Source organism: Lentilitoribacter sp. EG35 (genome assembly GCF_040784015.1).
In the GTDB taxonomy this organism is placed as follows: domain Bacteria; phylum Pseudomonadota; class Alphaproteobacteria; order Rhizobiales; family Rhizobiaceae; genus Lentilitoribacter.
This window is the reverse complement of the sequence record NZ_JBFNGQ010000006.1, coordinates 55,023-73,456: the sequence shown is the minus strand read 5'-3', so window position 1 is coordinate 73,456 and position 18,434 is coordinate 55,023. Positions and strand designations below refer to the sequence as shown.

24 protein-coding genes and 1 pseudogene are annotated in these 18,434 nt (G+C 45.7%); 17 read left to right on the top strand and 8 right to left on the bottom strand.

Annotation, left to right across the window (positions count from 1 at the left end):
- The first annotated feature begins 41 nt into the window (after positions 1–41).
- From AB2J24_RS11755 to AB2J24_RS11745, 3 genes are all read left to right on the top strand, one after another.
- Positions 42–704 (top strand): acyl-homoserine-lactone synthase, encoded by a 663-nt coding sequence (locus AB2J24_RS11755; RefSeq protein WP_162651135.1) that lies wholly within the window; start codon positions 42–44, stop codon positions 702–704.
- 10 nt (positions 705–714) lie between these two features.
- Complete coding sequence (locus AB2J24_RS11750; RefSeq protein WP_162651134.1) at positions 715–882, top strand: hypothetical protein; 168 nt, start codon at positions 715–717, stop codon at positions 880–882.
- Between the two features lie 205 nt (positions 883–1,087).
- On the top strand, positions 1,088–1,516 hold the full coding sequence (locus AB2J24_RS11745) for a helix-turn-helix domain-containing protein (protein WP_162651133.1): 429 nt from the start codon (positions 1,088–1,090) through the stop codon (positions 1,514–1,516).
- 11 nt (positions 1,517–1,527) lie between these two features.
- Here the strand turns inward: AB2J24_RS11745 and AB2J24_RS11740 are convergent, their stop codons facing one another.
- Positions 1,528–2,184: an SH3 domain-containing protein gene (locus tag AB2J24_RS11740; protein WP_162651132.1), complete on the bottom strand. Its 657-nt coding sequence runs from the start codon at positions 2,182–2,184 to the stop codon at positions 1,528–1,530.
- 260 nt (positions 2,185–2,444) lie between these two features.
- On the opposite strand from AB2J24_RS11740, the gene AB2J24_RS11735 reads away from it, so the two are divergent.
- A complete protein-coding gene (locus AB2J24_RS11735; RefSeq protein ID WP_162651131.1) occupies positions 2,445–2,951 on the top strand; it encodes an antirestriction protein ArdA in 507 nt (168 codons plus the stop codon).
- A complete protein-coding gene (locus AB2J24_RS11730) occupies positions 2,932–3,276 on the top strand; it encodes a hypothetical protein (RefSeq protein WP_162651130.1) in 345 nt (114 codons plus the stop codon). Before AB2J24_RS11735 ends, AB2J24_RS11730 begins: the two co-directional genes overlap by 20 nt.
- Before the next feature lie 125 nt (positions 3,277–3,401).
- Here the strand turns inward: AB2J24_RS11730 and AB2J24_RS11725 are convergent, their stop codons facing one another.
- From AB2J24_RS11725 to AB2J24_RS11705, 5 genes are all read right to left on the bottom strand, one after another.
- A complete protein-coding gene (locus AB2J24_RS11725; RefSeq protein ID WP_197742761.1) occupies positions 3,402–3,890 on the bottom strand; it encodes a c-type cytochrome in 489 nt (162 codons plus the stop codon).
- Between the two features lie 8 nt (positions 3,891–3,898).
- Complete coding sequence (locus tag AB2J24_RS11720; RefSeq protein ID WP_162651129.1) at positions 3,899–4,774, bottom strand: copper resistance D family protein; 876 nt, start codon at positions 4,772–4,774, stop codon at positions 3,899–3,901.
- A 5-nt stretch (positions 4,775–4,779) separates the two neighbouring features.
- Positions 4,780–5,136, bottom strand: a complete 357-nt coding sequence (locus tag AB2J24_RS11715; protein WP_162651128.1) for a copper resistance CopC family protein — start codon at positions 5,134–5,136, stop codon at positions 4,780–4,782.
- 8 nt (positions 5,137–5,144) lie between these two features.
- The gene (locus AB2J24_RS11710) at positions 5,145–5,600 is read right to left on the bottom strand and encodes a c-type cytochrome (protein ID WP_162651127.1); all 456 of its coding nucleotides are present in this window, start codon (positions 5,598–5,600) and stop codon (positions 5,145–5,147) included.
- Between the two features lie 83 nt (positions 5,601–5,683).
- Positions 5,684–6,253, bottom strand: coding sequence for a Crp/Fnr family transcriptional regulator (locus AB2J24_RS11705; protein WP_162651126.1), 570 nt, complete (start codon positions 6,251–6,253; stop codon positions 5,684–5,686).
- 72 nt (positions 6,254–6,325) lie between these two features.
- On the opposite strand from AB2J24_RS11705, the gene AB2J24_RS11700 reads away from it, so the two are divergent.
- On the top strand, positions 6,326–6,901 hold the full coding sequence (locus tag AB2J24_RS11700) for a hypothetical protein (RefSeq protein ID WP_162651125.1): 576 nt from the start codon (positions 6,326–6,328) through the stop codon (positions 6,899–6,901).
- Between the two features lie 15 nt (positions 6,902–6,916).
- Here AB2J24_RS11700 and AB2J24_RS11695 read toward each other — a convergent pair whose 3' ends face one another.
- Positions 6,917–7,309 (bottom strand): MerR family transcriptional regulator, encoded by a 393-nt coding sequence (locus tag AB2J24_RS11695; protein WP_162651124.1) that lies wholly within the window; start codon positions 7,307–7,309, stop codon positions 6,917–6,919.
- Between the two features lie 44 nt (positions 7,310–7,353).
- Here AB2J24_RS11695 and AB2J24_RS11690 point away from each other — a divergent pair, with 44 nt between their 5' ends.
- Genes AB2J24_RS11690 through AB2J24_RS11680 form a run of 3 tightly spaced genes read left to right on the top strand, consistent with a single transcriptional unit; the run spans position 7,354 to position 8,143 of the window.
- Positions 7,354–7,743 (top strand): hypothetical protein, encoded by a 390-nt coding sequence (locus AB2J24_RS11690; RefSeq protein WP_162651123.1) that lies wholly within the window; start codon positions 7,354–7,356, stop codon positions 7,741–7,743.
- Positions 7,740–7,943 (top strand): mercury resistance system transport protein MerF, encoded by a 204-nt coding sequence (merF, locus tag AB2J24_RS11685; RefSeq protein ID WP_162651122.1) that lies wholly within the window; start codon positions 7,740–7,742, stop codon positions 7,941–7,943. Before AB2J24_RS11690 ends, merF begins: the two co-directional genes overlap by 4 nt.
- Positions 7,919–8,143: a GDCCVxC domain-containing (seleno)protein gene (locus AB2J24_RS11680; protein ID WP_162651121.1), complete on the top strand. Its 225-nt coding sequence runs from the start codon at positions 7,919–7,921 to the stop codon at positions 8,141–8,143. Before merF ends, AB2J24_RS11680 begins: the two co-directional genes overlap by 25 nt.
- 345 nt (positions 8,144–8,488) lie before the next feature.
- Here AB2J24_RS11680 and AB2J24_RS11675 read toward each other — a convergent pair.
- Positions 8,489–9,520 (bottom strand): annotated as a pseudogene (locus tag AB2J24_RS11675) (IS110 family transposase).
- Between the two features lie 496 nt (positions 9,521–10,016).
- Between AB2J24_RS11675 and AB2J24_RS11670 the strand changes: the two are divergent.
- From AB2J24_RS11670 to AB2J24_RS11635, 8 genes are all read left to right on the top strand, one after another.
- The gene (locus AB2J24_RS11670; RefSeq protein ID WP_162653491.1) at positions 10,017–11,093 is read left to right on the top strand and encodes a sugar ABC transporter substrate-binding protein; all 1,077 of its coding nucleotides are present in this window, start codon (positions 10,017–10,019) and stop codon (positions 11,091–11,093) included.
- 82 nt (positions 11,094–11,175) lie between these two features.
- Entirely contained in the window at positions 11,176–12,663 is a 1,488-nt protein-coding gene (locus AB2J24_RS11665; RefSeq protein ID WP_162651120.1) for a family 43 glycosylhydrolase, read from the top strand.
- Positions 12,664–12,673: 10 nt separating this feature from the next.
- Positions 12,674–13,747: a class II fructose-bisphosphate aldolase gene (gene fba / locus AB2J24_RS11660; RefSeq protein ID WP_162651119.1), complete on the top strand. Its 1,074-nt coding sequence runs from the start codon at positions 12,674–12,676 to the stop codon at positions 13,745–13,747.
- The gene (locus AB2J24_RS11655; RefSeq protein ID WP_162651118.1) at positions 13,744–14,592 is read left to right on the top strand and encodes a PfkB family carbohydrate kinase; all 849 of its coding nucleotides are present in this window, start codon (positions 13,744–13,746) and stop codon (positions 14,590–14,592) included. Before fba ends, AB2J24_RS11655 begins: the two co-directional genes overlap by 4 nt.
- Positions 14,585–15,229 carry an AAA family ATPase gene (locus AB2J24_RS11650; RefSeq protein ID WP_162651117.1) on the top strand — a complete coding sequence of 215 codons (645 nt, stop codon included), beginning with the start codon at positions 14,585–14,587 and terminating at the stop codon, positions 15,227–15,229. The genes AB2J24_RS11655 and AB2J24_RS11650 overlap by 8 nt, the downstream gene beginning before the upstream one ends.
- A gap of 78 nt (positions 15,230–15,307) precedes the next feature.
- Positions 15,308–16,528, top strand: coding sequence for an ROK family transcriptional regulator (locus AB2J24_RS11645; protein ID WP_162651116.1), 1,221 nt, complete (start codon positions 15,308–15,310; stop codon positions 16,526–16,528).
- Positions 16,529–16,551: 23 nt separating this feature from the next.
- Positions 16,552–17,310: an ATP-binding cassette domain-containing protein gene (locus tag AB2J24_RS11640; protein ID WP_197742759.1), complete on the top strand. Its 759-nt coding sequence runs from the start codon at positions 16,552–16,554 to the stop codon at positions 17,308–17,310.
- Between the two features lie 11 nt (positions 17,311–17,321).
- Entirely contained in the window at positions 17,322–18,323 is a 1,002-nt protein-coding gene (locus AB2J24_RS11635) for an ABC transporter permease (protein WP_197742758.1), read from the top strand.
- The last annotated feature ends 111 nt before the right edge of the window (positions 18,324–18,434 follow it).

The following is an 18,434-nucleotide window of genomic DNA, read 5'->3' as shown; positions in this document are numbered from 1 at the left end:
TAGACGTCATGTTTACCTCACAAACAAAACCGGAGGCAGATATGTTCATCACAATACAAGCTCACGAATACCATAAGTACCCAGAACTCATGGATCAGATGTTTAGACTGCGTAAGCGTGTGTTTGCCGATCAGTTGGGGTGGGATGTTCCGGTCATTGGAGAATATGAAAAAGACGTCTATGACAATCATCAACCAGCTTATCTGATGTGGTGCGATAATACGTGCATGGAGCTTTATGCTGTTGTGCGCCTTATGCCAACAACAGGTCCGACTTTGTTGTATGATGTTTTTAGAAAAACCTTTCCAAATGTCGTTAGTTTCGAGGCTCCAGGAATTTGGGAGGCAACTCGCATGTGCATGGATATGGATAGTATAAAGGCTGATCACCCAGATATGGTTGCGGGGCGTGCTTCTGCATTAATGTTAATTGCAATGTGTGAAACGGGGCTTGCACACGGTATTCATACGATGATTTCCAATTACGAACCACAGATGAAGCGCATCTATCAGCGTTCAGGGGCTGCTTTTTCAGAGCTGGGGCGCGCAGATGGATATGGAAAACGTCCTGTTTGTTGTGGTCAATTTGAAATAAGTCAAACAGTTTTAAGTTCAATGCGTGAAAAACTGACTGTCACAGAGCCTCTATATGTCACATCTAAACCAGAGCGGAATATCGCAAGTTACTTCAGTCATGCAGCTTAGGAGGTCCCCCATGAGCAAAGAACATAATAAAGATAGTTTGAAACAAAAAGTAGAGATTAATCTCAGAGAGGCCCTACTTGCCGCAGGTCTACTAGAGGCAGATATGTTAGTATATCTAATCGAAATGGCGTTGTTAGAAGCCGATGCTCCAAAGGAGGCAAAGTTATCAGTTGTTTGATAAAATATACCATTCAAGTTTAAACCGCTTCTTAATAAGGCGGTTTTGCTTTTCTTAACATATAACGTGATAATAGTTATTGTTACAACTAAAAGTATTGCGACCCATATTTGATCGTGTAATATCCATGCATAGATTAGTATAGTTTTTATGTGCGAGATAACCTTTGACTTCTTCAGATCCGTCAAATTCACAGGAATACCGATTGAGACGGCGTATCCAAGCGCAACGCCAGAAACTCGATGTGAATGTTGTTGAATTGAGTAAAACCTGCGGTGTGCCAGTTGGCCATATTGTTGATTTCGAGAACGGATTACGTGATTTAGGTGTCGATAAGATTCAGAAGCTTTCTGCTGCTTTAGGAATGCCTATTGCTATTACTATGAAAGATGTAATCTCCCAAAACACCGATAAGGCGGGTGATACGACATACGATGAGTTGCGACTACAAGGCCTTGAACTCAATCGTGCATTTGTTGATGTTAAAGACGTAACGCTACGGCGAGATATTGTCTTATTGGTACATGCTATTTCTAAACAAGAAAAACATATGTCAGAGGACGAAATCAAACATGCTCGCCTCAAGCTAGAACAATTAGTAGCTGCGCTACGTCAAAGCACAAAAAACGGCTAGCGTTATGTGATCTAAAGCCGTGAACGGTAATCAGAAATCATGCCAGGTGTGATATCGCTTGCATAACAAAGGGGTGAAGCGCCGCCTGGTCTGGAATAGGCACTGTTGCCGCCGCATCGGCGTCCGTTACGCATTCTATTGTAAGGACATGGACATGCTCCACGATAGAGGCCAATAGAGCGGGTTACAAGTTGTTTTGCGATCTGGTTATCGCTGATTTTTGGTTTGGTTATTACCTTGGGTTTTGGTTGAGACTTATTTGGGGTGAGATATCCGCCATGAACCCAGCCTTCAAAGCGCTGTCCCTTCACGAATACCCAATCTCCATCTCTTTGATATGTTGCGACGCGTTGGTCGCGTTTGAGTGTCCAGATCTGTTTGTTACTGGTACTAGGGCCGTTACGCACGTTAAGGCGGTTGGCATCCACGTACATGGGCGTTTCTTTGATATTTGGGGCGTTGGTCGTGATTTGAGGTGTTGTTGTTTCGGGGAGCTTTGCTACCTTCGTTTCGTCTTGAGCTTTTGGTTTTTGGGTTTGTATGTTGGTGGTTGGGCTGGTTGATACCTTTGTTAAGTCACGTGGTGTGGTGGCTTGGTTATCGTCATCACCGATTAACCAACCAATTGAGATAAATCCTATGAGCGCCCACATAGCCTTATTTTTCACGATACTTCCCATACGCGTATTGCGGTAAATACAAGTCAGCATAGCCTCATGATTGAGTCAATGTCTGAAAATTAGTATTGGGGAAGCCGAGGGCGCTGCCCTTACTCTCCCCACAAACAAAATAGACAAGGCCGTGGCTCCGCGCTGCGCTTGTGCGCCCGCACCAACCTTATCGATTTTGTTTGTCCCCTCCCAATCCCGTTTTCGCCAAAGGGCAAGGTTGCATATGCGCAACCCATAACAAAACGAAAGATGGAGATATGACGACTTACTTTGCTCAATCGTACGATTTACATGCAAATGGTTTTTACTTTGATGATGGTGACGAGTTTCGGGAGAAATTCGATAAAGCCAGAAATGAATTTGGTGATCCCGTCGAGGAATTTGAAATTCAATTTATTGATGGAGAAAGCATTGATGCGCGTTTGTTTGATGTTTTGTCCGTAGGGCAGGGTAGTATTGCAGCCTTTATTGATGCTCTCGAGCAATGGCGTGAAGAAGATAAGGTCAAGCTGATTTGTGCCATTGGTGAGTGTGGGTATGACTTTGAGGTTGGTAAAGACAATTTGGACCGTTTGGACGTCGATATTTATCCCAATATGAACATGTGCGACCTCGCGGAGCAATTTGTTGATGAAGGTCTTTTTGGAGAAATTCCAGAAAGCATTCAATGCTATTTGGATTTTGACGCAATAGCTCGAGATCTGGCGATGGATTATTCTGAAATTGAAATCGGTGGAGAGCGTTATGTTTACCGTTGCGCGTGAGCTTACCCGTGCGGATAAGTTGGAAGTTTTCCGTATGGCGACATCTGGTTTTAAAAGGTGTTACTTCGCTCAGTTTGAAGCAGGCATGACAGATGAGGAGCTGGAAGCCGCTTTGAAGCAATCATTGGGCATTTTTGCTGGTTCTTGTGGTCCTGATTGTCTTTCTGTGACCCATCAAGGGGCAGGGCTTAAGATTTGGGGCAGTTGGGAGATCATTAATCCGTATGAATCGAAGCCTGTTTTTGCGGCGCAGAAAACGATTGAAATGGCGAGAGAGGTTTATGGGATTAGTGATTGTAGTGATATGCAATTGGGTTTGTTTTAAATTTAAAGTAATTCACTTTGAATGTTAATTATTGAATTGCGGTTGAAATGTCTGCTTTCCGTTTAACTGCCGAAGTTAAATCGGAAGGTTTCGACTTCAAATTCGTGCCAATTTGCGGACAATTTCTAGTTAGTGCCAGCTTGTGCAGCATTCATTTGATCGTGACGTTCAATAATTTCTTTTGGCCACGTGCTTTTGATAAATGATAAAACAGCGACGATTTCTTCATCGGTCAAAATGTCTTCGTAAATAGGCATGTTTGATCCATAGTTTTTAAGCCCTGCTGCCTTGGCCAATCCGTATTTTGTGAGATTAAACAAAAGCGCATCTGTGTGATGCCAAGTGTGGCCCGTTTGATCATGTGGCGGAGCTGGTAATTTTCCGTCTGGCCCCGGAGATCGCCAGTTTGGTGTTTGCCCTTCCAAATTAGCACCATGACAAGAGGCACAATTGTCAGCGTAGATTTCTTTTCCAATTTTCACGAGTTGTTTGTCGTCGGGGTTGAATATCTGACCTGCGCTTTCGTTTGCTTCAATACTTGAAACAGTAAACACAGAAAGCAGGGACGCCATAATAATGAATGTGGATGGAGCATACTTAGAATATCGCAGCATATTAAACCCTAATGTTCGGGAAGATTGACGGCTGAAGTCAGGATTGCAGTGATTACAAAAATCGCTAGGAACACAACAAACTCAACTTTGATTGATGTTTGTAATTGACGGGCGGCCAACACATCGCCTTCAAGTAATCTAGGCACAAGTTTTAACTTGTTCATCGCTGCAAGAAGTAACAATCCAGCAACTACAACAATTTTTAGAAGCAGTAATAAACCATATTCAGTACCAAATAAATTTACCGGGCTTCCCGTCAATCGAACTGCAAAGGCGACGCCAACGACAATAAGAATGGGGACAATGATCGACGCCTGTTTTCCGAATTTGTGGGCGGTTTGTCCTGCATGCTTTAGATCACCATTTGAACTCGCCATCTTATGTAGTGGGTACAGACCGCCCAACCAATAACTGACCGCCAGCAAATGAATTGTGATCAGCACGCCTAATATAATCTGATCGGACGTGGCATGGCCAACGAATGCAAACGAAACCGCCAACGAAAAACCACTCACAATCGTCAGGGGCGTTTGGGTAATTGGTGCAAATATTGCGATGAATAGTAACACTAAGCCAACAAATCGAATAAGCGATGACAAACCAAGTGGACCATCGACAACCAGCTCAATCATCTCCAGATCATACATCCCAACCAGCCCATCATCATAGAGCTGACCAGCTTGCAGAGAGATACGGATAAAGGTGGCAATGACGGACAACAACGCGGCCAAGACCGTAAGTTTCAATAACTGACGCTTAATCTCGTCCGATGCAGGATTAAGCGTCCATAAAAATAACAATGACCCGACAGCTAGAAAACTGGTCAGGTAGATCACAAATTTGGCGATGACTGTTAAAACAAGCCATATATCCCAGTCCAGCATTCGGTTTATTCGCTCTTCACTGAGAAACTAAACTCGCCTTTTAACGCATGACCGTCTTCAGCCAATGCTCTCCATTCAACTTGATAGGTTCCAGCACCAAATAATTTGGGAGAGAACTCTATTATCTTCACGAATTCCTTGGTTGGAATATCTAACCTGATATCATGATCTTCTGAGCCTTCGGTGTGGGAAACGCTGACTTTGGTGATCCTCGCTGGCTTAGCAAAATTCATTGTTATGACTTCTGGTACTTCCGTCAAAACGTCACCATCAGCAGGTGAGAATGTATCCACCTTCGAGTGTGCGAAAGCACTGTTTATAAATGCGCCCATTAAAATCAATGTTGCGATGATGTTTTTCATGATGATCCTCAATTAATTCCGTTTGCTCTTTGTAACGCCCGAATATAAGCCGTTATGTCGGTTACATCATTTTCTGTGACATCTGAAACGGGTGGCATATCACCAAAGGGCCAATGATGGGCACGAACGCCATTCTTTGCTGCTAGTTGGAAAGCCATATCAGCGTGATGATTTGGTTCATATATTTTGTGAACCAATGGCGGTCCAGCACCCTCATTTCCCGCGCCGTTTTCACCGTGGCATACCGCACAATTTTCGTTAAAGAGCCGCTCGCCTTTGCGTTCAATTGCGCTTAAATTAGGAATAACAATGCCAGTTGCTATGGGCGTATTCTGATGCATGGGACCGCCCGACATATGATCACCAGACCACATATGGCCATTCATGCGTCCTCCAAAGACAAGCCATGCAAGAAGCAGGATTGCAATAATGCATATTGCTATAATCATCATTTTTCTGCTCATAGGCACAAGTTTCCCATTTCTATGGCCCAATCGTAACCCCTCCACTAGCTGGAAGGTCAAGCCCTTGCAGGAACTAACTAACGTCAAAATGCTATTTGATATTTTCCACGGGCGAGTTTCGCAACTCGTTTCGATCTGACCAATTGGCTCAAAGCTCTGTATGTCGCTTCGTGAGTTAGTCCAATTTGGCTGGCAAATGACGTAATGCTATCCTTCATCCAACCTTCCACAAGTCCAGCGTATACTCGATCTTTTGCTGAGCGGATGGATCGCAACTCCAGCAGTCTTCGATAATCTTGTACTTGTTTGGCGAGGAAACTTGTGACTTGCAGTGCAAAGTCAGAATCCGCCTTTATCAATTCCAAAACCTTGAAACGATCTATATGTATTAAATCAGCATTCTGAACTGTAACGGCGTCGCAATGATAGTTGTCCGAAAACAGTGAGGCTTCTGCGAAATATTGATTTGAAAATGCTCTATGAATTGTAATTAGGTCACCATTTTGCGTGTATCTGCGCAAGTGAACTTCGCCCCTTATTACAAAGAAGACAGCGTCCGTTTTTTCTCCCATTCTAAAAATACATTCATCTGCTTGGTAGCCAATGTGCTTAGTTGCAGATAGTGGTAAGCGGGAAAATGGGTCAGGAAGCATATCCAGATTATATGATTGAAATCATATTTGATCAAGCTGATTTGATTTAGGGTTGTTTCAAAGGAGAACCAAATGCGCCTCACACCCAAAGCAATATCATTATTACTTCTAGCGGTAACTGTAAGTGCAATTTCAGGGTTTGCACTTGCCACATCAATGAACAATCGCGATACGCACCAAGGCCATGGAAGTGACACTGCCTCACTCCCAACAGAGACGGGACAATCCGCATTTGCAGCTATTGCCGAGATTGTATCAATCTTAGATGAAAATCCTGAGACCAACTGGTCAAAGGTCAATATTGCGGCCCTTAGGGAACATTTGGTTGATATGAATGCGTTGACTCTTGATGCAAATGTGGAAGTAATTGAAACAGAGGATAGCATCGAATTCATTGTTACGGGTCATGGCAATATCCTTAGAGCCGCCCAAAACATGGTGCCTGCGCACGCAAGAGAGCTGAGCAAGATGAAAGAATGGAATGCAGTGGGTGAAGTGACCAGCAATGGCGCGCGCCTAATGATAGAAACTCCTGATCAAGAAACATTTGCGAAGACCAAAGCCTTGGGCTTCTTCGGACTGATGGCGACAGGTGCACATCACCAACCTCACCATCTTGGAATGGCAACCGGACAAATGATTCATTGAAACCAACTATAGAACTTACTCAGCAAACAGGTTTTTCAGCATGGGGCATTCGGTTTGACCAGATTCGCAAGAGGTTATCAGTTCTTCCAATGCTGATTTCATGCTGTTCAAATCATCTATCTTGGAAGACACAGAAACAAGATTGGCCTCGCTTAATTTGCGAACTTCCCCACAAGTTCCCGCGTCTTGATCGGATAAGCTCAATAAAGTTCTGATATCTGCAATTGCAAACCCTAGCTCACGGCAACGTTTAACGAACCGTAGTCTTGAAATAGCCTCATCATCGTATGCTCGGCGGCCATTGCTGGTACGTTCTGCTTTTGGAACAACACCCTCACGCTCGTAATATCTAATTGTTTCGATGTTTACGCCGCTTAGCTTTGCGGCTGTTCCTATGGCATGTGTCATTTTATGCTTGCTCCTGTAGTAGCTACAGGATGTATATAGATCAAATGGAACAAACGCAAAATCAATTAGAGGCTGAGAACATCAGCACAAAAACGAGTGGACTTGTTTTGGCAGGAGCGTCTGTATTGGCGGTTCTGACTGCTTCATGCTGCATCTTGCCACTTGGTTTAGCGATTATCGGCTTAGGTGGTTCGTGGTTATCCATACTTGGTCCATTTGTTGAGTATCGAAGCTATCTGCTGGTAGTCGTTGGCCTCGTTGTGCTGTGGTCATGGATCAGCTTGTGGCGTTCTCCATGTGGTTTGCTGGGAAACAGAAACGCATTTCTTATCAGACTGTTTGTAACCTTTGTCTTTATCGCTGCGTTCACCGCGCCATATTGGGAAGACGGAATAGCCAGATCAATGTGGGAATATTTGAGGGACAATCGATGAGTGACAAACTTCTAACAACTGGCATCATAGGCACAATCATCGCCGCACTATGTTGCTTTACACCTTTATTAGTCTGGGCTTTGACTGCGATAGGATTATCGGCAGTGATATCTTACCTAGACATCTTTCTACTGCCAGCATTGGGCTTTTTTATCATTCTCACGGGGGTTGCTTTATGCCGACGCAAGAAAACAAAATAGAACTTAAATCGACGATCACCTGTCCAGAATGCGGCCATGTCGAAACCGAAACAATGCCGACAGATGCCTGCCAATGGTTTTATGATTGCAAGGGTTGCAATGCGCTTTTAAAGCCCAAGGAAGGCGATTGCTGCGTCTATTGCTCTTACGCAGATGTTCCTTGTCCGCCTATTCAAGAAGGTGGTTCGTGTTGTAGCTGATGTCTGTTATGGGCCAAAAGTTGCCCAAGTGGTCCATATTTAAGGTAGCTGCTTATCACCTAAGTTCGGAAATGATCTGATTAATTAGAAACGCCCAACTCGTGCCATGTGTGGACGGCTCAGTGTTGTCAAGGTTTAATTGTTAATGCATTGCTTTTCAGAGCTGCCATGTGTTCGGCCTGTTAATGCGGCTTTTACATGTCCGCTGGCCATAATGCTCTCCGCAGATTGAGTCCCTGTCAAAAGCACGAGTTCGTTAGACTCACTGGCACGAATGGGTTGTCTCGATCTTTGGGCTGATTAGCTGGGTGCATTATTCAATCGTTGCCTTTCCAACCTGTGTTCTCAGGTCGTAGTAACCTGAGGTATTTTGTAATCTTGATTATGTGCCATCATGGCCCATGCTGTTCTTGCAATTTTATTGGCCAATGCGACTGCAGCAATCTTTGTTGACCTACGCTCCATCAACTTCACCAACCACGGATGACGCGTGTAGCCTAACTGCTTAGCTCGCTTGATAACCGATAATGCTCCTACGACAAGTAACTTTCTCAGGTATCGGTTTCCAGCTTTGGAAATTGATCCCAACCGTTCCTTACCACCAGTAGAATTTTGTTTAGGCACCAGCCCTATCCATGCACTTAAATCACGACCAGATCTATAGATATGAGGATCAGGAACACTCGCGACTAAAGCTGTTGCTATGATTGGGCCAACGCCCGGAATGCCTTCAAGTCGTTTACTCATTTTGCTGTTACGATGGCAAGTAAGTATTTTACGATCTGCATCGTTGATCTGTCTTCGAACCAAGGCAAGCTGAGCAGCTAATGCTAATACACATTCTCGTGCGACTTCCGGCAAGCGATCATCATCGCCCTTAACAATCAACTCCAATAATACTTCAACACCATTGCGACCAATGCCAGCAACAATTCCGTATTCAGCCAAATGAGCCCGGATAGCATTGATCAGGCTTGTGCGTTGCTGAACAAACATTTGCCGAGTTCGATGTATCATCAAAATAGATTGTTGCTCAGGTGCTTTAATCGGGACAAACCGCATCGTCGGTCAAGTCACTGCTTCGCAGATGGCTTCAGCATCTGCTGCATCATTTTTGTTACGCTTAACATAGGGTTTTACGTAGCGTGGCGGCATCATGCGAACTTCGTGACCCAGCTTCTCAAGCTCACGTGCCCAATGATGTGATGTAGCACATGCTTCCATACCAATAAGGCAGGGCTGTAATCTTCCGAAAAATGAAAGAATTTGTTTACGTCGTAGCTGGCGACGAATAATAACTTCGGCTGCTTCATTAATCGCGTGGACCTGAAATACATTCTTGGCAATGTCCAGGCCAATTGTGGTAATCTCTTTCATGGATAGCTCCTTTCAAGCGGTTCTCAAAAAACACCGCAATTATGGCACATCCATTTTTAGGACCAATGCCGGTGAAAGGAGCCGTCCACAGCATCAAATGCAGAAGCTACTCTGCAAAATTCTTCGGATATAGGCTTGCCAATCAGCTGTAGTTACAACGACTGTGCCCTCCAGCGTGATGAAATTTCGGGTTTGGTGATGGCGTGTGGTCACCATAGAAAGTTCCGTGCCCTCTGCGACAGGCGATCAGCATAGTGTGTACCAAGGAGTTGCAGCGTCGACCACCAATTCAAAGGAATAAATTTCCCATATATCGAAAGCACCTTGTTGGCCAAAGGATGCCGGGAAGCTCCAGTATCCTTTGCAAAAAAAATGAGTTTTATCCGAAATTTTGATTTTTTAATTGCAACATGCAATTAATTGCATTATGCATTTAAATGCCTTAAGGCACCTTTGAAATAATTCAATTTGCATAATTCTCTGGGAGGAGATCATGATGACAAAGAAATTTTTGACCGCATTACTTGCTACAGCATCCGTATTGCCGCTTGCAGGTAATGCGATAGCCGAAACCAAAGCGCGTACCAATCTGGTAATTGCTGACCTTGGTCAACCGGAAACCAATCCGTGGGTAATTAATCGCCACCGATTTGAAGGGTGCGTTGCTGATGCACTCGGTGTCGAATTGAAAGAATTTGATGATCAGAATTCAGAAGAGCAGCATGTGGCTCAAGCTGAGTCGATCATTGCCAGTCGACCAGACGGCCTGATCTTTAATCCACTCACAGCACCGGCTGGAATTCAAGTTGCTCGCCTTTTGGAAGAAAATGACGTCCCGGGTGTCGCTGTCGGACGACTTGTTGTTTCAAACTATGACAATGATTATGAAGGCAATGATTTTATCGCTCAGGTTACCCAAAATAATACCACATGGGGTGAAGCGATGGGTAAAGCTACTGCTGAACTTGGCTATAAAAAGGTCGGAATGATCTGGACCCAAAAGGGAAATATCAGCGCAACTGAAATTTGGGAAGGCGTTGCAAAAGAGCTTGACGCTGCGGGTGTTGAAGTTGTCGCGGAATCCTGGGATGTACTGAGCCGTGAAAATGGCCAGAAATATGCCGAGCAGTATATTGCGCGCTTTGCACCGGGTGAGGTTGACGCTTTTATTGTTATCGGTGCCGTTGCAGGTTTAGGTAGCAAATTTGCCATTGATCAAGCAGGGCGTGATGACATTGCTGTTATTACGACAGATATCGATGAACAGGTTGCCCAGTTTATCAAAGAAGGCGAACTGGAATTTTCGATTGGCGGACACTGGATGGTAGGTGGTTTTGGCCTAATTCAGCTTTATGACTATCTACACGGTCACCCAATTACAGACACTCAGCCGCGTGTCGGTCTTATCCCGGTGACTGCTGCCAATGTGGAAACTTATGCAAATGGTCTTCTAAATGGCTGCATTTTGTCACCCGAAACAATTCGTAGTCTGAGTAAGGTGCACAACCCAGATGCAGATCTATCCGGTTTCATTAATGACTGGCAAGCAAACTGGCAAAACTACGTAAAGTAAATTTTGCTCCCAAGTTGGTGCGCCCGATATCTTGATGGCGTCGGGCGCATTAAATAAGTCAACATATTTTGAGAGATTCACAATGAAACTATTCGGTTACGCTCCGGAACGAGGCGCCGCCGCCGGCGATACAATGCCGTTTTACCACGATGGAAAATGGCACCTATTTTTCTCCCAGCCCCCTGTTGGCGCTTGGGAGTATGTGGAACGCGCTCGCGTTTCAACCGCTTATCTTCGTTCTGATGATCTGGTCACTTGGGAGGTTATGCCCGATGCATTTGGTCCCGGCGCTCATGGTGATTGCGACGGCGACGGAATTTGGACTGGTTCTGTAATTGAACATGAAGGTGTTTTTCACTTCTTTTACACCGGTTATAATCGCCAGTCCGCTTCGCCGCAAACCATCTGTAAGGCAACTTCGACCGATATGAAGACCTGGGATAAATCCCAAGGTAATCCCCTGATCTCGCCTGACCCGCGTTGGTATGAAACGGTCGACTGGCGCGACCCTTTCGTCTACCGGGATGATGAAGCTGGCTGCTTCAAAATGTTGATTTCCGCACGCCTGAAAGAAGGCCCGCAATTCCGCCGTGGTTGCGTGGCGGTTGCTACCTCAAATGATTTGGAAAATTGGGAAGTCGGACCTCCATTGGCGTCTTCCATGTTAACCCATTGTCCCGAATGTCCTGAAATATTCAAATTGGGGGACTGGTGGTATCTGGTTGAAAGCCGCTATTCCGAACGAATGCAAACCGTATACCGTGTCGCCAAATCACCGGAAGGCCCATGGGAAAGCCGGAAGCTTGACAGTCTTGATGGTCGTCGTTTTTATGCCGCTAAATCTGCCAGTGATGGCGAGCGCCGCTTCAGTTTTGCCTGGATTCCATTTCGCAAGCATCACGGACCCAAAAGAAGCTGGGTTTGGGGTGGAGAATTGGGAAGCCCACGTGAATTAACTGCGTTATCTGACGGTACACTGATCTGCCAGCTACCGAAAGAAGTGGATGAAAGTTATAATACGCCAATAGAGCATTCGCTTCGCCCGAAATTGGGTGAATGGCAAGAAGGGCAAAATCTAAGCTGCAATGCTATTGGCACCTATGCTTACGCGTTCCTTGATGGTCCTGACCGTGATGATGTACTTCTGGATGTCATAATTGAACCAACTAAAAACACCGAATCTGTTGGCATTTTGCTTGAACCGCGTGGTGGTGATCACCTTGATAGTGGGTATAGTCTTGCCATTGAACCTATGAAACAGCGTGTAGTGTTCGATCGTTGGCCTGCGGCAATGGACCCTCTTTGGGACAGTCTGGTTCTAAACGAAAGACATGGCATTGAAGTCAGTCAGGAAATAGATAGTCCATTGGTCGAACGCCCGCTCGCCTTCACCCCGGAAGATGGACGTTATCGGGTACAAATCTTACGCAACGGTTCGGCTATTGAATGTTATGTAGCCGGACAGGTGGTAGCTTCGTTTCGGGTCTATGACATCTCGAATACCGATGCGTGGGGCATTTTTGTGCAGGAAGGCTCCGCAACATTCCATGACTTGAAATTTAGAAAGTGAAAGCAGACACATGCCATTGATAACACTTAGACAATTGCTTGACCATGCCGCCGAACACGGCTACGGCGTTCCTGCCTTCAATATATCTAATATGGAGCAAGGGTTGGCGATTATGAACGCTGCCCGCGCCTGTGATGCGCCTGTGATCCTGCAAGCAAGTCTGAACGTGCGCAACGTTTATGCAGGCGACCGTATGATCGTCGCTATCGTGCAGGCGTTAGCTGATATGTATCCTGATAATCCGATTTGCTTGCATCAGGATCATGGTCACAATGAACAGGCCTGCGTGAGTGCCATTGGCGCAGGCTTTACTTCAGCCATGATGGATGGCTCGTTGATGGGTGACGGCAAGACACCCGCTGATTACGAGCATAATTTGGATATCACTGGACGTGTGGCGCAGGTTGCTCATTGGATTGGCGCATCGATTGAGGGAGAACTTGGCGTGCTGGGCTCTCTGGAAACAGGGGAAGCTGGTGTGGAAGACGGGTCCGGTGCCGAAGGTAAGATGGATCGCGATCAGCTTTTGACCGATCCTGATCAGGCTGCCGATTTTGTTGCCGCAACAAAGGTTGACGCATTAGCGATTGCCTGTGGCACATCGCATGGCGCTTACAAGTTTACACGTGCGCCGGATGGTGACATTCTATCCATGGATCAGATTGAGGCAATCCATAAACGCCTTCCAGAAACTCATCTGGTTATGCACGGATCAAGTTCCGTGCCGCAGTACTTGCAGGACATGATCAATACACATGGCGGAGAAATGCCACAAACTTGGGGTGTTCCCATTGAAGAAATCGAACGTGGTATTCGCCACGGTGTGCGAAAAGTAAACATCGACACTGATTGTCGAATGGCTATGTCAGGCGCAATGCGTCGCTTTGCGCAAGAGAACCCGGACGTATTTGACCCTCGTGCTTTCATACTCTCAGCGATGGATGAGCTAGAAACTCTTGTTCGTGATCGGTTTGAACGCTTTGGAACAGCTGGGCATGGTAGCAAAATTAAACCTATTACTTTGGCTCAAATGGCACAACGTTATTCGGAGGGTGCGCTTGACCCGCGTATCACTAAGACATGAGCCGTGCACTTTTCATAGGCCGTTCCGTATTAGACGTGGTGTCGCTGGTCGAAGATTTCCCCGGTCCGGACGAAAAAATCAAGGCATTGTCGAATGATTTGATGTCAGGTGGATCCGCACTAAATGCCGCTGTCGTCTTTGCACACCTAGGCGGGACTGCCACGCTGGCGTCATCTTTGGGTGCACCCAGCATCATGCGCGATTTTGTGAAAGCCGATCTAGAAACACGTCGAATTCAAACTCGCGACATTTGTAATGATCCCAATTACCAAATCCCTTTTTCGTCTGTCGTCTCAACACGTAGTCTCGGAACCAGAATGATTGTAAATGGCTCTGGCAACGAATGCAGTCTATTCAACGACTGTGCTGATTTGTTTACTCATAACTTCGATCTAATTCAGCTGGACCAATATGAACGTCCTTTTGTTGAAAAGTATTATGATGATATCAAAGCCTTTGCTGGACCAGTTATATTAGATGGTGGTAGCTGGAAGGATTGCTCGCCTGATTTCCTTCGTCTTGCCGATATTCCGATTGTATCTGAAGTATTTTGCCAAGATGGTTCGCAGGCATTTTCTGATATGTGTACAGATTTGGGGCTCACGCGCTGGGCCATAACCCGTGGGACAAACGGCGTGCTCTGGCGCGATGGCGAGAATAACGGTGAGATCCCCTCAGTATCAGTGTCTACAATCGACACAATGGGCGCGGGTGATATCTTTCACGGGGCGTTTTGTTATACGTTTTGTGAGACCGGAAATTTTGTTGAGGCACTAAATGCAGCAAATCAAATTGCCGCCAAATCCTGCGAAAGCTCAGGCACCCGGAGCTGGATGGATGCATAAAACGATACCCAACTATAAGGAACTCATCGAAATAATAACAGCAGAAGTAACCAGCAGTGAAACGCCATTCCTTATCGCTATCTCAGGCCCACCAGCTTCTGGAAAATCAACTTTAGCAGCAAGGCTTGTTGCTGATTTAAACGATGCAGGAATGGAATCTTGTTTTTGTCCAATGGACGGCTTTCATTTAACAAACAAACAGCTTGATCAGCAAGGTTTACGAAAGGCAAAGGGACGTATTGATACATTTGACGGAGTTGCCTTTGCCAAAGCGGTTGAGTGTCTAACAGCTCGAGTACCCTTCTGGTGGCCGCTCTATTCTCGCCAGAGGCACAATCCCATTCCCGAAGGAACTCGAATTTTAGGAAATGAGAAAATATTTGTTATCGAGGGAAATTATGTCCTTGTTCCAGATGAACCATGGCTCTCTGCTGCGAAAACCTTTAATTTGAGAATTTTTGTAGACGCGCCTGATACTATCTTGCGTCAACGACTTTTGGGTCGTCACAAACAAAGCGGTCGTTCCGAGCAAATAGCTTTAGAAAAAATTGAACAAGTTGACATGCCAAACACCCAAGAAATCCGGGATCAACGACAAGACGTTGACATTATTTATCGGCTTGAACCAAATGTCTAATTTCAGCCAACAATTCATTGCAGTTTGCAAAAATATCCCACTATATGGGGGAAATCAGCAGATGGGGAGTGATCGGGTATGAAGGCAACACAAAAGGGATTGTCCATCGAAGGCGTGCAAGGTCACAATCGGCAAGTTATATTAAAAGCACTTCATGATCTTGGAACTTGTTCGCGCAAGGACATCAGCGTTGCCAGTGGTTTAGATCAGGCAACGATCACGCGTGCTATAGGATCGTTGCTAAAGGGCGGTATTGTTGAAGAAGTAGGTCTGGTTAAAAGCGATCGCGGTAGACGGTCAATCAATCTCGACTTTACAACGAAAGGTCGACATATTCTTTGTCTCAGACTGCAGCGACGCAGTTTTTCAATTGCTGTATTCAATCTTCGTGGTGAATCTATTGAACCCATGGAATATACCATTCAACGTGGACAATCCGCGGCTCAGACATTTACCGATATTGCAGTAGCGATTGATCAACGTATCGCCGATTTGGGCCACGTTGACGGCATTGGGATTGCCGTTCCGGGACCATTTCTAGAACGCGATGAACGTGTCATTCTAATTACGGAAAGTCCTGAATGGCAGGGTTTTGAGTTTATTGCTGAGTTACGATCACGTAACCCCGATATACCGATTTTTTCAACCCATGATGCCAAGGCCGCCGGGCTCACTGAATGGCGAAACGTTGCACACAAAACTGATGCTCGCGTGCTGCTTTATGTGTCCGCAGGACAAGGTATCGGCTCCGCTCTAATCGTAGGCGGCGAGGTTTATCGTGGTGCACTCGGAATAGCTGGTGAATTGGGGCATATGTCAATTAATTTCGATGGTCATCAATGCAAATGTGGAAATACAGGGTGCTTGGAGCTTTATGCCTCTCGCATTGTATTGATGCGAGCCATTCGTGAGCGCGCTGCTAAATCGAACGATACAAGCCTAACAGGCGAAGCTACTTTTGCACAAGTCGTCGATGCCTACGCTGCTGGCGATAAATTAGTCACTGAAGAAGTGAGTAAGGTCGCCCGTTATCTGGCGCAAGGTATTTCAAATTGCATCAATTTTTCCAATCCTGATCTGATCGTCATTGGCGATGAATACGCCGAGTTTGGAGAACCCTTTTTGAACACGATCAAAGAGTGGGTTGAAAAAGCAATTCTCCCAAGCGTGTACAGTTCGATAAAAATTGAACTGAGTAATTCTGCGGAAGATACTGTGCTAAAAGGGGCATTTTTGGAGGTATTTTCACAAATATATCTGGGTTCCCGTCGAGAACCCCTAAAACATAAAACCATCTGAACATGCCAATTGGGAGGAATAAAATGATGGAAGAAAATTCACCACCAACTGTTTTGACTGTTGAGAATGTGAAAAAATCCTTCGGTGGCGTGCATGCCATGCGTGATGGTTCGTTTGACCTAAAACGAGGTGAAGTTGTCGCGATTGTGGGCGGAAACGGAGCCGGAAAATCAACGCTGGCTAAAATCGTTTCCGGCGCACATGTGCCAGATTCAGGACGAATTTGCATCAAAGGAGTTGAAGTGGCACGGGGGGAACACAGTGTTGCGCATATGCAAACTTGCGGGATTGAAGTCGTTTATCAAGATCTAGCGCTTGTTCCCAATATGACCGCTCCTTATAATCTCTTCCTTGGCCGGATTCCCCAAAAATGGGGGGTATTTGTTGATGAAAAGAAAATGCGCGAAAAAACACGTGAGGTGCTGAAACAACTCAATGTGACCACCGTGCAAGATTTGTCTCAGCCAATTTCATCCATGTCTGGCGGACAGCAGCAAAGCATCGCAATCGGTCGAGCAATTGCATGGGGTAGCGAAATTGTTATTCTGGATGAACCAACTGCCGCACTCGGTCCGAACGAAACGGCTGAGGTGGAACGCCTGGTCGAAGATGTTCGTGACCAACATGGAACCTCGTTCATTCTCATTAGCCATAATCTAGATCAGGTCCGACGCCTAGCTGATCGCATTGTCGTCACGCATCACGGTGTAACATCTCGCGAATTCAAACGTGACGAAATTACTTCTGATCGGCTTGTCAAAGCCATCACACTAGGCGAATAGGGAAAAAATCCATGACAAATATAGTGACTTCCAAACCATTTATGGCAGACGTAATCTTAGAAAAGCTGCGTGATTATGTGCCGTTTATCGCAATTATTGCAGTTATTCTATTGTTTTGGGCTATTTCAGGCGACCGTTTTATGTCTACTCGCAACTGGGTTTTCATTGCGCAACAGACCCCTGTGCTTATGCTTTTAGCCTTTGCGCAATTGATGATTGTTACAACAGGTTCAATCGATATCTCGATTGGGTCAAGTTTAGCATTCTCGGCTTTCCTTGGTGCCTTGGGCATGGTGTGGTTTGGCGATGTTGGCTTGGTTCTCGGCATTCTCGCTGGTGGCTTCGTTGGCATGACAAATGGATTGATCATTTCATTGTTAAAAATCCCTTCGTTTGTCACCACCTTGGCTATGCTGATCATTGTTCGTGCACTCGTGATTATAAGCTCTGATGGTACGGCAATTTACATCACAACAGACAGTGGCGCCTCTGGGGGCAATATATCGTCCGTTACAGCGCCCTGGCTGCTTTCGATGGGTAAGTTCCCAGCTATCTTTATTCTCGCAGCCATTGTCGCGCTTTTTATGTGGGCGTTTTACGAGAAGACAGTGTTTGGTCAACAATTGCGGGCTGTAGGTGGCAATGAGAAGGTTTTGCGTCTTGTGGGTATCAACGTAACGACGTTCAAAATAAAGGTCTTTGCGGCAGCGGGTTTGATGGTTGGACTAGCTGCTTGCGTCAACCTTGCACGAGCAGGCGCTGCCACACCACAGGCAGGAATGATGATGGAGCTTGATGCCATTGCAGCCGTGGCCCTTGGGGGAACACCGCTTACTGGTGGCTATGGCAGCGTGGTCAAAACCATCATTGGTGCATTAACCCTCACGATTGTCCGCAACGGTTTAACCATTGCAGGCGTACCACCATCATGGAGCCAAGTTGCGCTTGGTTTACTGCTCATAGCAGCAATTGCAATATCCCTAAATCGCAGCAAAATTGACGTAGTCAAATAACCCGTTTGGATTTTAAATGAAGTCAGAGACCTCCACATTGACCTTAACGGGTCGTGTGGAGTTTTAAAAACGGCAGCCGTGTGAGCAAGCAATTTCCCGAAGCTTTTTGTG

Bases quoted from the DNA above. Each gene is read 5' to 3' on its own strand.
- AB2J24_RS11755 (WP_162651135.1), top strand. From the start codon at position 42: ATGTTCATCACAATACAAGCTCACGAATACCATAAGTACCCAGAACTC.
- AB2J24_RS11750 (WP_162651134.1), top strand. From the start codon at position 715: ATGAGCAAAGAACATAATAAAGATAGTTTGAAACAAAAAGTAGAGATT.
- AB2J24_RS11735 (WP_162651131.1), top strand. From the start codon at position 2,445: ATGACGACTTACTTTGCTCAATCGTACGATTTACATGCAAATGGTTTT.
- AB2J24_RS11730 (WP_162651130.1), top strand. From the start codon at position 2,932: ATGTTTACCGTTGCGCGTGAGCTTACCCGTGCGGATAAGTTGGAAGTT.
- AB2J24_RS11725 (WP_197742761.1), bottom strand. From the start codon at position 3,890: ATGCTGCGATATTCTAAGTATGCTCCATCCACATTCATTATTATGGCG.
- AB2J24_RS11720 (WP_162651129.1), bottom strand. From the start codon at position 4,774: ATGCTGGACTGGGATATATGGCTTGTTTTAACAGTCATCGCCAAATTT.
- AB2J24_RS11715 (WP_162651128.1), bottom strand. From the start codon at position 5,136: ATGAAAAACATCATCGCAACATTGATTTTAATGGGCGCATTTATAAAC.
- AB2J24_RS11710 (WP_162651127.1), bottom strand. From the start codon at position 5,600: ATGAGCAGAAAAATGATGATTATAGCAATATGCATTATTGCAATCCTG.
- AB2J24_RS11705 (WP_162651126.1), bottom strand. From the start codon at position 6,253: ATGCTTCCTGACCCATTTTCCCGCTTACCACTATCTGCAACTAAGCAC.
- AB2J24_RS11700 (WP_162651125.1), top strand. From the start codon at position 6,326: ATGCGCCTCACACCCAAAGCAATATCATTATTACTTCTAGCGGTAACT.
- AB2J24_RS11695 (WP_162651124.1), bottom strand. From the start codon at position 7,309: ATGACACATGCCATAGGAACAGCCGCAAAGCTAAGCGGCGTAAACATC.
- AB2J24_RS11690 (WP_162651123.1), top strand. From the start codon at position 7,354: ATGGAACAAACGCAAAATCAATTAGAGGCTGAGAACATCAGCACAAAA.
- merF (WP_162651122.1), top strand. From the start codon at position 7,740: ATGAGTGACAAACTTCTAACAACTGGCATCATAGGCACAATCATCGCC.
- AB2J24_RS11680 (WP_162651121.1), top strand. From the start codon at position 7,919: ATGCCGACGCAAGAAAACAAAATAGAACTTAAATCGACGATCACCTGT.
- AB2J24_RS11670 (WP_162653491.1), top strand. From the start codon at position 10,017: ATGACAAAGAAATTTTTGACCGCATTACTTGCTACAGCATCCGTATTG.
- AB2J24_RS11665 (WP_162651120.1), top strand. From the start codon at position 11,176: ATGAAACTATTCGGTTACGCTCCGGAACGAGGCGCCGCCGCCGGCGAT.
- fba (WP_162651119.1), top strand. From the start codon at position 12,674: ATGCCATTGATAACACTTAGACAATTGCTTGACCATGCCGCCGAACAC.
- AB2J24_RS11655 (WP_162651118.1), top strand. From the start codon at position 13,744: ATGAGCCGTGCACTTTTCATAGGCCGTTCCGTATTAGACGTGGTGTCG.
- AB2J24_RS11650 (WP_162651117.1), top strand. From the start codon at position 14,585: ATGCATAAAACGATACCCAACTATAAGGAACTCATCGAAATAATAACA.
- AB2J24_RS11645 (WP_162651116.1), top strand. From the start codon at position 15,308: ATGAAGGCAACACAAAAGGGATTGTCCATCGAAGGCGTGCAAGGTCAC.
- AB2J24_RS11640 (WP_197742759.1), top strand. From the start codon at position 16,552: ATGATGGAAGAAAATTCACCACCAACTGTTTTGACTGTTGAGAATGTG.
- AB2J24_RS11635 (WP_197742758.1), top strand. From the start codon at position 17,322: ATGACAAATATAGTGACTTCCAAACCATTTATGGCAGACGTAATCTTA.